7 protein-coding genes and 1 pseudogene are annotated in these 16,820 nt (G+C 36.7%); 1 reads left to right on the top strand and 7 read right to left on the bottom strand.

Features of this window, described 5'->3' with window-relative positions:
- Positions 1–271 precede the first annotated feature (271 nt).
- The 3 genes from JGH11_RS14390 to JGH11_RS14380 form a co-directional block, all read right to left on the bottom strand.
- Positions 272–1,525, bottom strand: coding sequence for a DUF2264 domain-containing protein (locus tag JGH11_RS14390; RefSeq protein ID WP_201112960.1), 1,254 nt, complete (start codon positions 1,523–1,525; stop codon positions 272–274).
- A gap of 21 nt (positions 1,526–1,546) precedes the next feature.
- Positions 1,547–2,698, bottom strand: coding sequence for a glycoside hydrolase family 88 protein (locus JGH11_RS14385; RefSeq protein ID WP_201112958.1), 1,152 nt, complete (start codon positions 2,696–2,698; stop codon positions 1,547–1,549).
- 169 nt (positions 2,699–2,867) lie between these two features.
- A complete protein-coding gene (locus tag JGH11_RS14380; protein ID WP_201112956.1) occupies positions 2,868–5,972 on the bottom strand; it encodes a glycoside hydrolase family 2 TIM barrel-domain containing protein in 3,105 nt (1,034 codons plus the stop codon).
- A gap of 281 nt (positions 5,973–6,253) precedes the next feature.
- On the opposite strand from JGH11_RS14380, the gene JGH11_RS14375 reads away from it, so the two are divergent.
- On the top strand, positions 6,254–10,321 hold the full coding sequence (locus tag JGH11_RS14375) for a hybrid sensor histidine kinase/response regulator transcription factor (RefSeq protein WP_201112954.1): 4,068 nt from the start codon (positions 6,254–6,256) through the stop codon (positions 10,319–10,321).
- 97 nt (positions 10,322–10,418) lie between these two features.
- Here the strand turns inward: JGH11_RS14375 and JGH11_RS14370 are convergent, their stop codons facing one another.
- The 4 genes and pseudogenes from JGH11_RS14370 to JGH11_RS14355 all read right to left on the bottom strand — a co-directional run.
- Positions 10,419–12,329: a family 43 glycosylhydrolase gene (locus JGH11_RS14370; RefSeq protein ID WP_201112953.1), complete on the bottom strand. Its 1,911-nt coding sequence runs from the start codon at positions 12,327–12,329 to the stop codon at positions 10,419–10,421.
- Between the two features lie 198 nt (positions 12,330–12,527).
- Positions 12,528–14,432, bottom strand: a complete 1,905-nt coding sequence (locus JGH11_RS14365; protein WP_201112952.1) for a GxGYxYP domain-containing protein — start codon at positions 14,430–14,432, stop codon at positions 12,528–12,530.
- Positions 14,433–14,511: 79 nt separating this feature from the next.
- A complete protein-coding gene (locus JGH11_RS14360; RefSeq protein WP_201112950.1) occupies positions 14,512–15,639 on the bottom strand; it encodes a DUF4972 domain-containing protein in 1,128 nt (375 codons plus the stop codon).
- Between the two features lie 75 nt (positions 15,640–15,714).
- Positions 15,715–16,820, bottom strand: a pseudogene (locus tag JGH11_RS14355) (hypothetical protein); the annotation flags it as partial.

Raw genomic sequence — 16,820 nt, 5'->3', positions numbered from 1 at the left:
CTCTCTCTCTCTCTCTCTCTCTCTCTCTCTCTCTCTCTCTCTCTCTCTCTCTCTAGCAAAACATAGGTAATACGCAAATTTTCAGACGAAAAAATGCAATGTAATCTTGCCATATTTTTGCTATTACTAGACATAGAAAGTTATTCGTATTTACAGGTATTAGTTAATAATTCTATATTTTGAATTAGTATGAATACAAAATTCGAAAGAAATAGATAAACAAATGAGGGTAATTTCATTCAAAAAGGATGAAAATTGAGTCTAACTACAATTAATTACTTATTGCATGATCTTTAGGAAAAGGTTCTCCAGACCATGCTTTCTTTGCAGTCCAATCTTCAGACGATACAGTCCAGAAGGAATGATTAGCGGGCAATCCTAAGGGAAGGAAAACTTCTGTTGTCAAATACAAACTCCCATTATTGGTGTACCAGTCTGCCAAGTTGGGTTGATGACCGACAAATCCTAATTGAAGAAATCCTTTCTCATTAAAGGTTCCTTCAACTGAAAACATTCGTTTCATAACTGAAGTTAAAGCATTCCTTACCTGCCCTTCCTTCAATTCCTGTGGCAATTCTCCTCGCAGACATAGAAGCGAAAGAGGTTGGAACACTCCCATGCGATAAGTCATTGATCGGCCAAATGCAGGAAAAGTTGCTTCGGGTGAAACAAACCTTTCGAGAATAATACCAAATCGTTGCATCCGTTTTTTTGCTGTTTCAAAATTTCTCGCCACAGTATCAATATTCTTATCTCGCAATTTAGTTTTCCTATCTACAAGAACTTCTAAAACCTGTATGTACATAGGTTGAATTACAAAACTATTGTAATAGTCGAATGCAAAATGAGAACCGTCGGAATACCATCCATCTCCAACATACCATTCTTCTATCTTACGTATAGCAGTATGAATACGAAACATATCGTATTCGGCATCTACTGACATAAGGAATGTTTCGACCATTGCAGAAAATAAAAGCCAATTTGTATATGGAGGATCTATTCGTCGTAATTGTTGGAATTCCTCTATATATCTCTTCTTGGTCAATTCATCCAATGGGTCCCATAATTGTTTCGGCGCACGCAAAAAACTACTTGCAATATAAGCCGCATCAACCAAAGGTTGCCCCTCATTTCGCCATAGCAAATAGTCGGGACTATCGGGATCAACCGAATTTGCATAACTCTTCAAGGCCCATTCCCGAAGTTGTTTGCGTTGTTTTCCTTCAGGTGTATCATCATCAGGTAAAGTGAGCCAAGGTGCTAAACCTGACATCAGACGACCAAAGCATTCCATATATGACACTCGTTTATCTCTTCCATCCCAAGTCGGACTCAGCTCTAATTGCATATTTTTAGAAAGCTCTCCTTTACTCATATTACTTAGAACCGGAGAAGCTATTTTATACAGCATATTTGCCCAATAAGTACGGTCGTCAGTATCTTTTTCTCGTTTATTCTCTCCTGCCTTTCCTGCCGCTACTGATAACAGAAAGGTTAAGATTAATAATAGACATGTTTTCATCGTAATATTTTTTTAGGTAATTTATTTCACATATTTCGACATTTCCGAGGCGGCTAGTAGAAATGCACCCACCCCAAAATCGGAAGTAGTTTCAGCTCCTACATTTTTATGTTGGTCTGCTCTTTCGCCAATAGGCTGTACATAACCAATCGATCCATCTTGCTGCAACGCAATCTGAGTTAGGTAACTCCAGCTTTTATCTATAATTGGTTTATATGTCTCTTGATCCAAAATTCCATTATTGATTCCCCAAAGGAATCCGTATGTAAAGAACGCCGTTCCACTAGTTTCGTAACCAGGTGCCTGCTCCTTATCCAGAATACTACGCGTCCAAAAGCCTTCTTCCTCTTGTGATGCGGCTAAAGCCTCTGCCATTTTGATATATATACTGATATATTCGGTACGATGCGGATCATCCTGAGGAAGATCTACCAAAACCCTTGGTATAGCTGCAAACACCCAGCCATTACCTCTAGCCCAGAAATCTTTAAGACCGTTTTTTGTTTTATGTTTAGGATAGATATATTTCGCATCACGGTAAAAAAGCCCGCTATCAGTATCATACATCAAGTCTCGTGCATATGCGAAATATTCATAAAGCTTTTCTAAATATTGTTTGTCTCCGGTTACCTTATATAGCCTTGTCATTACCGGCATCACCATATATAAACCATCTGCCCACCACCAATAATCATTATTGAGAGTAGACATCTGGTATTCCATCACTTCTTTTGCTCTGTTTATCTTTTTTTCTTCTCTATTTAATATATATAAATCTATATATACTTGAAAACAGGTTTGAAAATCGCCAAAGAGAACATATTCATCAGTTTCTCCATAGCTATACTTCCACTTCGCCTGATTGTCAGATTTAGCACCCTTCCATTCATTCCTCTCAGCCCAAGCCTCTGAGTAAGCTCTATAAGCATCTATTCCAGTAACTTCGTAAGCAGCCAGATTTCCGGTATGGTAGGCAGCTCGATGCCAAAATGAGTTTTCATGTTGTGGATGTGCCGATTGCCAATGATTGTTCACTTTCTTAATAATCTCTATCACCTCAGCTTTAGATACTGAACTTGTTGATTCGCTATCGATAGGTTTATTAGTTTTTCCCGTACATGCAATTCCAAAAACGAATATGGGTAACAGGAAAAATAGACTTTTCTTTTTCATGATATAACTATATAGATTGATAATACTTTTCTGTATGCAAAAATGAGAAAGAATAACACAACGAATAGTGTTCAATTAGTTCAAAAAGGGGTGTATTTTAATTCAAAGCAAAAAAAGTCCTGTAGGAGTTATCTTCTCCTACAGGACTTTTTGAAAGAATATTTGTTTTTTACTTCAGAACATTAATAGTGTATGTATACGTATATTCTTTTGCAGAAAAACGATATGGGTCTAGTGGTTTTGCACCCCACGATTGAAGCCCTCCGACTCCTCGTTGGAATAAATCTACACACAATACAGTTTCATGACGTGGTAAGATATCAGAAGCATGCTGTTGTTTCTTAGTCATACCCGGGTCAAGATCCTCCGGTCTGTTATTTGTTGCACTTACAGAAAGAGGTTGAGCTCCCGAAACTTGTATTCCTCTTCCATCTTTATTTTTCAATGTAAGCCAACGAACATCAGTCTTATTTCCTGTTTCTTGTGGACGATAATAAGCAAAAGCCTGCTCCTCTACCTTTCCATTCCATATACCCATAAATGTATCCGCATTACGATCAATATAGTTTTCCCACGGACCACGACCATACCATGTAAAATTATTCATCTCTTTTGGCAGAATCATAATCATCCCGAAACGCATCATTTCAGGTAAATCATCAGACAATGCTTTATAATGGGCTGTTGTTGTCAAACTACCATCTTTATTTACAGTATAGGTTATGTCCACCTTCGCTTCAACACCTTTTAGTTTTGCTTCATAATTTATTATGATACCATCATTAGTTTCTAGTAAACCCTTATATTTATAGGCAATATTATGTCCAGCTGCATCCCACAAACGTAGATTATATTGTGCCCATTCACCAAAATCGTTATCTGTTGGAGCACGCCAGAAGTTTAATCGAGGAAGTTCGTTAAAGACTCTCCTTCCATTATTTGTCATATTCATCAAGGCTCTTCCGTCTCTTGAAGAAAATTCATAAACAAGGGGATCTGAAGCAATTATTATCTTATTATCTTTCTTATCTACTTTTAATACACCTGATAGATTAGATGTTTTTACAAAATAATTATTTGTAGGGAACGCAAATTCACCTTTTGCAACCTCAAAACCAGCCTGAATAAACGGTGTATTCTCTTTACTATAAGCAAATACCTGTAGATAATACTCTGTTCCATCTTCTTTAGAGATAGTAGGGATATTTAATTTAATATCTTTACGTGTATCGGCAGGAACAATAATATCAAAGTTACCTTCACCTGCTTTTTCGCCATTCTTCAACAGTACCCATTTATAAGTGTAATTCTTATTTGTAAGATCGGTAAATTTGAAATCGTTAATCACTGTAATGATACCATTATTCAAATCCTTTGCTTCAAACAATATATTCTGATATACTTTCTTTACAATATGTGTATGAGGAATATAGTTCTGATCGGGACTGATGACACCATCAGCAACAAAGTTACCATCATTCATTTTATTATATCCCTTCAGATCACCTCCATACGCCCAATAGAAACGTCCTTGTTCATCGGTTGTCGGATAGCCATGATTATACCATTCCCAAATGAAACCACCTTGCATATTCTTACTTGAACGCATCAAATCCCAATATTCTTGGAAATTACCCATACTATTACCCATTGCATGAGCATATTCACACATAATATAAGGACGTCCCAGATCTTTAGCCGCATCGCGTTTCATATCTCCCCACGATGGATACATATGGCAAATAATATCTGTGTTACGATCTTTTTGATATGCCTGTTCATACTGGACAGGGCGGCTGTTATCTCGAGCTTTAGCCCAATCGTACATATCGAAGAAGGCCTTCCCGTTACTGGCCTCGTTACCTAATGACCAAAAAATAACTGAAGCATGATTTTTATCCCGTTCTACTGCACGAATAATACGGTCCATATGAGCTGCATGCCACTCAGGGAAATTGGAAACGTTATCCGGTCCATATCCTAAACCGTGCGATTCGAGATTTGCCTCATCTACCAAATAAATACCGTATTCATCGCAAAGTTTGTACCAAAGAGGTTGTTGCGGATAGTGAGATGTACGTACAGCGTTTATATTCAGTTCTTTCATAAGTTGAAGATTACGCATCATCTCCTTACGTGTAACAACCTGTCCTGTATTTGTATTAAATTCGTGCAAATTAACTCCTTTAAAGAATACCTTCTTACCATTTACAAATAACTGGCCATCTTTTATTTCTATCTTTCTAAATCCGATTCGGTGAGAAGTCGCTTCTATAACATTTCCTTTATTATCCTTCAGTGTTATCAGCAATGTATACAAGTTTGGTGTCTCTGCAGTCCATTTCAATGGATTGGAAATACTTCCGGAGAAAGACAAATCACTGGTATTTTCAGCCGGGATACTTACTTTTTGAGTCTTACTAAATACTTTCCTACCCTCTTTATTGACGATTGCTACATCGACTGTTTGTGGTTGATATGTATTTGTATAATTCTTCAGTTTTACATCTAAGCTGAAAACTCCATTCTTATAATTCTTATCTAAATCAGGATGAGCAAAGAAGTCTAATATACGTGTTTGAGCTGTGCTATATAAATAAACATTTCTATTAATCCCCCCCAAACGCCACATATCCTGATCTTCGAGATAGGAGCCATCGCTAAATTTGTGCACTTCACATGCTAATGTATTCTTTCCTTTACGTATATATTTGGTAATATCAAATTCAGCTGGACTTTTAGAATTTTGTGTGTATCCTACTTTTTCTCCGTTTACCCATACGTACATTGAGTTAGTACCACCTTCGAAATGGATAAAAACTTTTCTTCCATCCCAATCATCCGGTATATTAAATTCATGTCGGTAGGCTCCTGTCGGAGAATCATCTCTATCGATATAAGGCGGATTCTTCCTAAATCCAAACCCTACATTTACATACATAGGTATACCATAATCATTAAATTCCCAATTACCGGGTACCGGCATATCTACCCATTTGCTAACATCATAACTTTCTTTATAAAAATCGGCAGGAACATCTGCAATTTTAGGCACCCATAGAAATTTCCACTTACCATTTAGCGATTGATAATATGGGGAAGCACTATAGTCATCGGTCAAAGCCTGACTATCGGCAGCATAGGGAAGTGCCGTGGCACGTGTATCTTCCTTATTTACAGCAAATACTTCCGGATTTTCCCAATCCGGAACATTATTCTGCGCAAACAGACCTGTTGTGAGAAAAACAGAAAGTAAAACAAGTGTTTTTTTCATGATTTTACTATTAATTGTTTAAGGGTAAAAATTTATATTGTTTTTAATTTTTATCAATACACTAAAAATAGATATACTAAGACATTTTTCGTAACAAAGATACAATCTTACAGATATATGAGGGTAGAAAAATCGGTCATATAGAGTAGTATGAATCAATCAATGCCCTAAATTATAAAAAAACATATACATTTGCGCCACAATTGGTGTAATAAATACAATTATTCTATTTAATATTGTATCTCCTAATTACTAATACCTACTTCGCACAATTAAATCTTATGAAAAAAAATAGATTATGTCTAGTATTGTCATTTTTTATTTTCGCTGTACTAGCTTCGCATGGTAATCAAATTACAGTAAAACCTCTTCCCTTAATAGGGCAATTGCCGTCTAATTCTGTTCAACGTGTTTATCAGGATAAAGAAGGTTTCATGTGGTTTGGAACATTAGACGGTTTGTGCAGATACGATGCTTACCGTATGCTCGTATTCAGATCCGATTTAAATAACCCTGAATTACTTTCTAATAATGAGATTACCTGTTTTGCAGAAGATAACAATAACAATTTACTTATTGGAACAAAGAGAGGTCTCAATATCTTAAATAAAAAAACATATCAAATAAAACATTTCGAAGGAAAGGAAATTTTTAATTCAGAGATTAAATGTATAACCGTTAGTTCTGATGGCAATATATGGATCGGTACAAATAGCAGAGTTTTTAGGTTCGATCGGAATTTATCTTTCTGTAAGATATACGAAGATAATATTCCTATAACCAGCATCAGTTCTATATACGAAGATACCGAAAGAAATCTGTGGATTACAACTTGGCGTTGCGGACTATATAAATATGATAAAACTAAAGACACATTTACAAAGCTTCCCAAGGTAGGAACGATAGATAATCCATTCAAGATATTCCAGGACAATAAAAATCAATATTGGATATGCACTTGGGGTGATGGAATATATTTATTCAATCCTAAACAAGAGAATGAGGACATCTATACACATACAGACATAAAAATAAACGACAAACTTCTTACAGAAGAACGCTTCTTCAGTATTACACAAGACGACACATATGGTTATATCTGGATGATATCCATATCGGGGATCTATGCAAAGAAATATACTTCGGAGGGAACTATTCAGGATGTAGACATATCACATCTGTTTAAGGAGACGAATAATATATATAGTGAAATAATAAAAGATAAATCTGGAAATTTATGGATTGGCACATTTAGTGAGGGTGTGCTCACTATCAATTTTGATATCCCGGCCCTCACAAACTATCCTATGCTATCAATTAAAGAACAAACAGGAATTACTCCTAACATAACTGTTATCTATAAAGATAAGGATGGAGATATCTGGTTTAACCAAAACCGTTGGGGATTAGGTATTTTTAATCCTACAAATAATAAAATACGTTTTTATCATGATTTTCCGTCATTAAAAGATTTAAATATATTTAATATCGTTAGTTGTATATCTGAATTCAGATCTATCCCGAATGAGATATGGATAGGTCCGGAGAATGAAGCGGAAATATATTGTGTAACAAAAGAAAAGGACAACGTTGTAGTATCAAGAAGAATCAATTTGGAAAATCTAGCATCTAATTCGGGATACCCGCGTTTCTTTTTCGAAGATAGCAGGAATAACATTTGGATTATCACTTCTACCGGTTTATTTATCAAACAGTATAACAAAGAAGACATAGAACCTGTAAGTTTTTCACTGGGATCGATAACAGGTATCACAGAAGATCTTAATGGAACCATATGGATTAGTAGTAAGAGCTCCGGCATTTATCAAATTCCATTATCAAACAACTCTATTCTTAATAAATCTGCAATTAAAACCTTGAACAAAAAGAATGATGGATTAGCCAGTGACAATATTGAATCGATATGTGCAGATATAAACGGGAAAATATGGATCGGCACCAAAGAAGGGAATATTATTGCCTATGATATCAACAGTCGGGAACAGCGAGACCTGTCAGGATCATTCAAAATGAAAGGAGAAGGAATACTTAACATTGTTGCAGACAACTATGGCCACATTTGGGTTTCTACAAACAAGCGCATAACAGAATATAATTCGGAAAGCGGAGCATTAAGAAGTTACTCGACAACAGACGGACTTTTAGTTAATTCATTTCTCATAAACTCTTATTTTAAAGAAAAATCAGGAAAAATCCTTTTTGGAGGTAATAAAGGTATTTCAGTCTTTACTCCAACCGAAAAATTGTCGGAAAAGGCCAAAGATGTCAAAACTGTCATTACAGACATCAAGATTAACAATCAATCTGTATTTCAAGGAAATAATAATAAACGGCTAGACATTATATCACAAACCTTAATCTTCGAGCCCGACGATAAAAATATCGAAATTGACTTTTCTTCTCTGGATTATACATTTCCCTCTAAGATACAATATGCCTATAAAATGGAAGGTATAGATGACGACTGGATATATACAGAAAATGATCGGCAATTTGCCATATATAACCAATTAAGTAAAGGTTCTCATACGTTTTATATAAAAGCAACTGATGAAAATAGATTATGGAGCAGCGAAATTACTCAATTGAAAATATATAAACGTCCGGCGTTTTATGAAACATGGTGGGCCTATACTATATACTTAATACTACTATTGGGCATAACCTATTGGGCATACCGCATTATAAAAAATAGGATAAACCTCCGTAATGAATTAAAGATAGCTCAGATTGAAAAAGATAAGTCAGAAGAGCTAACTCAAACGAAACTTCGTTATTTCACCAATATATCGCACGATTTCCTTACTCCGCTAACTATTATTTCGTGCCTAATAGATGATGCTGAAATAACATATAAGAACAAGATAGCACAGTTTGATATGATGCGTTCAAATGTAAACCGATTGCGACGCCTATTACAACAGGTTCTGGACTTCCGAAAAGTAGAAAGCGGAAATATGAAATTAAAAATAGCTCAGGGAGACATCGCCACTTTCATTAAAGATACATGCTACACCCACTTCTTACCTCTGATGAAAAAAAAGAATATAGAGCTATTCTTTACTACCTCATCTAATCAAATACAAGCTTACTTCGATGCTGACAAGATAGATAAAATAGTATTTAATCTTCTTTCCAATGCCTATAAATACACGCCTAAAAATGGAAAGGTAGAAATAGAACTAAAAGAATGTACCAAACAAAACATTCCATACCTGATGATAAAGATCAGCGATTCTGGCATAGGAATAGCACAAGAAGACTTGACGCATATTTTCACACGTTTTTATAATAATAAGATAAACGAAGGCAGTGACACAAACGGGATAGGATTATCTTTAACTAAAGACCTGATAGATTTACACCATGGGACAATTCATGCTGAAAGTGAAATTAATATCGGAACAGCTTTCATTATCCAAATACCAATCGGAAAAGAAAGCTACAGTATTTCAGAGATTTGTAAATCGGAGATGGTAGTTCTTTCAGATGAAAAAGAAATAGCTCCAATACTCTCGATAGAAGCTATTAATGAGACATATCTGGAAATCAACACCTCAGGTAAAGAGAAAACCACGATCCTATTAGCTGAAGATAATGAAGAACTCCTAACCCTTATAAGCAATATATTGGCGAGAGACTATAATGTATTAATAGCCAGAAATGGTAAAGAAGCTCTGACTATGATAAAAGATAAAGATATAGATATCATCATAAGCGATGTAATGATGCCTGAAATAGATGGACTGGAACTATGTCGTCTTCTAAAGAAGGATTTGGAAACCAGCCATATCCCTGTAATACTATTAACGGCTAAGAATAGCGCGGATGATAGAATAGAGTGTTACAACGCAGGAGCTGACGGATATATATCGAAACCTTTTGATCTTAAAGTCCTTGAAGCCCGTATCAACAACTTTATATCAAATAAAAAAGATAGGCAAAAAGAGTTTAAGTCGGATGTCGAAATAAATATATCAACACTCGAATATCCGTCTATAGATGAACAGTTTCTCAATAATGCTATCAAGATTATCGAAGAACATTTGTCCGAAACTGAATTTGATGTAAATACATTTGCCGAACACCTGAACATGTCAAAATCTTCATTGTATCGAAAAATGAAGACCATGACCGGGTTATCCCCAATAGAATTTATTCGTAATATCAGATTAAAACATGCATGTCAGATGTTGAAAGATAGGTCCATGCCAATCTCTGAAGTAGCTTATTCGGTAGGGTTTTCAGATCCTAAATACTTTACTTCATGCTTTAAGCTTGAGTTTAATGTAACACCAAGTGACTTTCAAAGAAACTCAACCATCTGAAAATAAAGAATGCCGGATATATCCAATAACATGAATACTCTCCGGCATCTCACCTTAAAAGCCTAAAGTAGATAAAAACCTTACGGTATTTATTGTATTATATTGTCGGTATCACCGGCTTAATGCTACCATCGGCATTAAATTCCATTTTGTCGATACATACCTCCCTGTGAAATCCGGCATCATCTCCCATCTTAATTCCGTTTGGTCGATTGAAACGATGATATACAATATACCACTCATCTTTGCCCAGAATTTGTAATATTGAATTATGCCCGGTACCATAAATACCCTTAGACGGGTCTTTTGCCAAAATGAGATTGTTTTCCGGAATATGTATCTTGCCTGTCGGCGAATCTGATGTACCGTAGCGCACGCGATAATTCTCACTACGCGTATCGTCTTCGGACCAAAGGAAGTAGTAAGTTCCATTTCTATAAAAAACAGTTACTCCCTCACGAAACGTTTTATCCGGAGTCCTTACTTTTATAGTATTCTTTTTTATGGACGTCATATCCTTATTCAGTTCTGCAACTGCCATATAACCATTCCCCCAATAAAGATAACTTTTTTCTGATCTTGGATCGGTAAACACCTCGGGATCTATCTCCTGGCCACCCTTTACTCCTTCTGGTCTGAAATCTATGAGAGCTTTCCCCGAATCGACAAAGGGACCAGTAGGATCGTCAGCCACAGCAACACCTATTTTTTGAGCAGCCGTAAAATAATAATAGTATTTATACTGTCCTTTCACCTTCTTCTCTTCAATACATGGAGCCCAAGCATTTCTATCTGCCCACGAAACATCTTTTTTTAGATCGAGTATAACACCCTCATCCTTCCAATCTTTCAGATTATCGGAAGAAAAAGTCTTAAAATAATATCCACCCCATCCTGCAAATCCGTCACTGGTAGGATAAATATAATATTTATGTGTTTTGTTGGAATATAAAATATCAGGATCTGCGTAGAAGCCTGTCAATGCAGGATTATTTGGTATTACAGGATAACCTTCTGGCATACCCCACTTCGCAGTTATGGCTTTTAGCTCGCTACGAGTAATAGGAATTATAGAACCATGGCGAGGATGAAAATCCATTGATATTTCATGATCAATAACATTGAAGTTTTCCAAATCTTTCGTCTCTGCAAACTGATACTTACCTTTCATATATACGTCATACATCAGGATATAAGTATCAGAATTTATCATCTTGAAAACGCTTGAGCCCTCTACAGCATCTGTTGTCTGTTGCTTGTAACCTTCGTGCTCCTGCCATTTACCAGACGTTAACGATGTTGTAGTAGCCAGCTTTATTCCATTGCCATGCCCTTCTGTTTTATAGAACATGTAAAAAGTACCATCTTTAAGAATTATATCTCCATCTATACACGATTTTCCATTTGCAGGAAAAAACAATTGTTTAGGTTCTCCTTCTAAATCAGTAAAATCTGCGTTTGCATAAGCATAGTAAATTATGTCGGCCCCGTCTCCATGTTGCATTGACCAATATACCATATATTTACCTGCTTCGGGATCATAAATAGTCTGAGGTGCCCAGACTCTTTTTAAATCTTCTTGACCCGAATATTTTTTTTGTATATTAATAATAGTTGAAGTCCAATTTATGAGGTCTGTCGATTTTAATAATACCATCGCCCTATTCGAATCCCAACCTTTAGAAGAAGTCATATCAGTAACGACCATATAAAAGGTCTTACCATCTTCGCATCTGAGAATATGTGGATCACGCACCCCTCCCGTCGAGCTAATCGCTTTCGAATCAATAACAGGTTTGTTTCCATTCAATGCTTTGTAGTTATATCCATCGCTACTAATCGCAAAATGAATAGATTCTTCCTCTACTTTATTTCCTGTAAAATATGGAAATAAATAAGCAACATAATCTTTTTCTTCTGCACCCGACTTATATGTTTGAGCATAAAACGAAAGTGATGCTGAAGAAAGTAACAAACAAATTAGAAGCTTTAAACAAATGTTTCTCATATCAAATAAAATATTCAGTTTTTAAGAATGTAAATATCTGAATTAATATGACATATAAGGGGGGAATAATCGGTCAATTAAAGGCTCTAAATATGCAAATGATGGTTTCATATACGTTTTATCATTAGAAATGCCCCCCTTACTCTCCAAATATTCATTTCAACTAGATATAGTTACTTAATATAAAAAACGGGGAATTTACTTGATAACAGCCAAATATTGTTTCGTCTGTGATTCTTTATAAAACATCCGGATTCTCCATATCAATTCCTGTGCGTTTACTATATCGAAGTCATTATTAAGATGATTTACACACAACTTGGCCGCACCGGCACCTTTAATGTTCCCTCCTTGATTTTCTGCAAGCTCGTCGTTGGACGTTCCGATGTATTTGAAATTACTCCATGCATGAACTGCCACAAAGGAAAACGATATATCTTTCGCCTCCGATTTCAGTCTGTTGGCAACAAATGCCGGAGTTCCTTCCCTGCTATGGTTCTGGCTACCATGATTCCAAAGGGAATATTTCACTGTAACAATAGGTATATCAAAGCCATTTTTATTTTTAACCCAGAAAATATCACCTTCACCACCTGCATAAGGGGAATATTGAATAGCAACAATACCTTCGAGTTGGTCATTTGCTTCAATAAAGGCTTTGAAACCAGCCTGTGCATCGGTTGATCTAACATTATGAGCTATCAGGCCTAATATTTTTATCCTATGTTGCCTCATGCTGGCAGCTACATTTCTGGCTAAAGTATATAGCTTCTCTGTACGATTGGCATCTACAGCATAATTATCGACATAAGAGTATCCTCCGCCTAAGGATTCTATCAACGTATAGTTATCCTTTTGTAAGTTCACGATATTACTAAACTGCGGTGGTGAGATCATTGCCAGATTTCCTACAGGAATTCCGAAACTCATTTTTACATTATTGGCGTCGGTATCGTTATAAAAGCCATCGATAAAGTTATTCATCATCCATTGAATATTGTCTCCATCGGTAAGATAGAATGATACAAAGTTCTTTTTCTTGTCGAAGTCTATACTCAACGGATTCTTCACCTTTGCCAGGATTGAAGTTTGCCGTTTCGAATATTGCAGGGAAGCCATCGGTATATTATATGTCCAATCACTCGGAACCCATACATGCCCTGTCTTGGATGCTCTATTCACAAAAAGGTCTTCGCCGACACCCTGCTCCCAACCAAATATAGGAGCACCCGGATTCAACCATTTCAAGACTTCTTCGAATATATCCAAATTTTGACCTGATGAGGCATTTCCGTTCAGTTTGTTGATGTTCAGCACAAAAAGGTTATTTTTGATAGCAAAGTCTCTTAGTTCTCCTGTCTGCACAGGCATAACGACCAATGCCTTATTATTACATTTGTCTTTGAATTCTTTCCACGAATCGCGGGTGGTTTTGAAGCGGGCATCATATTTCATTTCATAGCCTGCTGCATCATATTTGTCTTTATCCCTGATGTCTACTATAATAGAATTATAAACGTGCGAGGCTACAGATGCTACTATATTGCTTTCAGGATTGTTTTCCACATCTGTCAGAATATATCCATCAAACAAATCCTTAATCCTGATATCTATACCATCGCTTGGTCCATAATCGTTCAGAGCCAATTCTGTTCCAGTTTGCATACCCTGCTCTTTTATGCCCATAGACTGTAAAGCTTCCAAAGACAGTTTATATGAATCACGGTTTTCATGATCGTATAGCCATACCCCGATATCGCTTTTACCTTCATCTACTGCACGATTTGTCAGACCACTGATCGATTGACAGAGAAGATGATACTGGAGACCTTCATTTTCATTCGTTTTTCCCAGATCGTTCCTTCCATTTGGAGTTAATACACCCACACAGCTCCAGTACTTCTTAGGGGCAATCTTCATCTCGGGGAATGTGTATTGTCCTGCATCAGATATGGCATCATATTTATCAGCATAAACACCTCGTTCTTTTTCGGCGTCTACTGTACTTTCGGGCGCTTTGGTATTGGGTAGGGAAGAGTCGCTGTTGCAGGAAGATATAGTTATTAATAGTACGCCCAGTATAGGTAATATTTTTAATTTCATAGCTCTAAGTATTGTTATAAATAATTAAAGCAAGCCCTGAAGATGATTCAGAACTTGCTTTATATCTAAAGGTTTAGGATTATTCCAGTATCTGCCACTGATATTTTCCTTTCACGGCAGCAGTATGCTTTCCGGTCAGGTCTTTTATGTTCTGATCGTCTTCCACGGTTTCATCAAAAGCCCATCCGCAAGCTAAGTCAGCTTCTTTTCCGGTAACTTTTGTGGTACCATTCATCAAAGCTTTAATATCAGCTTCGGACTTCGATGTTTTCCAGATATGGAAATGTTTAATGTACCCTTGAGATTTACGGGTCTTATTCCCATTGGTTTCATATTGCGCAAAGGCAATCATAGGTAAATTAGGCAAGTTGTTGTCGTTGGCTCCGTAATAATTTCCGGTATAAGATTCTCCATTAACAACTCTATTTTTCAACACTCCGTTAGCATAATATTTGGCAACCACTGGTTTACCGTCTTCCATTTCTCCATCCACGCCTTTGTCGTTGTATACGACTGCCACATGTATCCATTTATTGGCTTCGCCAAAACCGTCGCCCGGCTCCCATAACTTATGCTGTTCTTTTTGGGCGAATGTCATACGCAAATAGTCTCCATTGATTACATTAACCATCCATCCGCATCGAACTCCATTATCTTCAAGGAATGTAGATACCACTGCTCCGATACCACCAGGCATAGTTCTGAACTTCAGCCAAAGTTCAACAGTATAAGCACGATTGCGAGGCTCTCCAAACTTAATGTAATCATCACTTGTACCAAAGTCTATGTATCCTCCGTCATCTCCATTGACATATAACTCTGCTGGGAATAAAACAGTCTCGGTTCTGACAGATGCTTTAAAGTTATCGATGGCTTTTTGGGCATTTGTAATAGCTTGATCTATTTCCGATTGAGAAGTACTTTTACCTTCATCGATATCCAAAATCAGACGTCCTAAAACTGCCATAGCATCGTTAAGTATCACTTTGCTTTCTTCCGGATATTGGCCTTTTATTGTTCCGTACTTCGATTCTTCTCTGAGTGTTTTCAACTCTGTTAACGAAGCCCCCAGTGTTTCTATTTGCGGATTCCTGTCTCTTATCGTATCGTTCTTCTCTTCAGTACATGAACTGAAAGACATGGATAGTAAAAACACGCAAGCTATAAGAATCCGTGTTATAAAATGTACATTTGCGGTACTCTTCATAATGTTATTTTCTATTAAAGTTAAACATTTCAACTATTGTTATTTATATTATTTTTCTCAGCTTTTTACATTTCTCTACCATCTAAACATAACCGATACACCCTCAGGGTTATTCTCGAACTCCAGCAGATAAGTATTGGATAACTTATCCCAAGCCTGTTGATCTATAACCTCTTTTCCACTAATCACCACGCTTGTTGGTTTTTTGTGAAGTAGTACCCGCGACACATTAGTGGTATTCACCGGACTTTTTGCAACAAAAGAATAAGCCCTTTTCTCTACTTTTTCATGATAAACCCTTGAAGCCCCTGCCAATACCTGAGGCTTGCTCTTATCCTTGACCCTGTCAATATTCAGGAAGAACGCCTGCTCGCCCGGATGTACCATTTTTGACCTATACACAGGCAACTTCGGATCAAACAAATCAACTAACGTACCCTTTATCGTATAAGCCTCATCACTTATTCCTTCATCCAATACTGCAATGAGGTCATACATGCCCCTAGCGAGATAAAAACTATTCTTGAAAAGTAGTTTCCCCGCTTTGGCATTCACCTCATATAACTTTTTTACTATACTGGTCAGCAACTCATCATTATCAGCTTTTAATACAAACTCTTTAGGATCGGTACGTATGATATAAACTGTCCCCTTCTCGAAAGTATATTCTCCTTGCTTAGCAAAAGCCGGAATATCCATCTGTTCAAATAAATGATTGGCCGGAGCTGCATATGAGTTTCCATTTGTATTCCACCATTCCTGTACCGTTTGAAAAGGGTCATCATCACGCCCACTGTAAACCAGTATACCTCCGTTTTTTACCCATTGAGCAATATGCTGATGTGCATCCGGAGTCAATGGCTTCATATTGGAATATGACATCAATAAAACCTTAGTTTCGGATAGAGCATCCTTATACCCTAGATTCTCGATATGCACTGTCTTGATAGGCACCCCACGTTTAAGAAATGGTAGTGCCTGCCCGTAGAAATTAGCCAATTGGGGATCTTCATAGCCCGCATGCGTAGGAAAACGCTGGAACATCAGTGAATTTGCCATTAAAACACTTATGCCATTAGAACCTGAAACTTTATTATCAGATAAAGGCATGCTGTTGAGCGCATTGATCATTACCTGCATCTGAGTAGAATAATGCCTTGGTATCCGTTCTCTCTTATCAC

The organism is Dysgonomonas sp. Marseille-P4677 (assembly GCF_016652235.1).
Lineage (GTDB): Bacteria > Bacteroidota > Bacteroidia > Bacteroidales > Dysgonomonadaceae > Dysgonomonas.
Note: the sequence above shows the minus strand (reverse complement) of the source record. Positions and strands in the feature narration are given on the sequence as shown.

What these genes read in the sequence shown, in the direction of transcription:
- JGH11_RS14390 (WP_201112960.1), bottom strand. Translation starts at nt 1,525, where the DNA reads ATGAAAACATGTCTATTATTAATCTTAACCTTTCTGTTATCAGTAGCG.
- JGH11_RS14385 (WP_201112958.1), bottom strand. Translation starts at nt 2,698, where the DNA reads ATGAAAAAGAAAAGTCTATTTTTCCTGTTACCCATATTCGTTTTTGGA.
- JGH11_RS14380 (WP_201112956.1), bottom strand. Translation starts at nt 5,972, where the DNA reads ATGAAAAAAACACTTGTTTTACTTTCTGTTTTTCTCACAACAGGTCTG.
- JGH11_RS14375 (WP_201112954.1), top strand. Translation starts at nt 6,254, where the DNA reads ATGAAAAAAAATAGATTATGTCTAGTATTGTCATTTTTTATTTTCGCT.
- JGH11_RS14370 (WP_201112953.1), bottom strand. Translation starts at nt 12,329, where the DNA reads ATGAGAAACATTTGTTTAAAGCTTCTAATTTGTTTGTTACTTTCTTCA.
- JGH11_RS14365 (WP_201112952.1), bottom strand. Translation starts at nt 14,432, where the DNA reads ATGAAATTAAAAATATTACCTATACTGGGCGTACTATTAATAACTATA.
- JGH11_RS14360 (WP_201112950.1), bottom strand. Translation starts at nt 15,639, where the DNA reads ATGAAGAGTACCGCAAATGTACATTTTATAACACGGATTCTTATAGCT.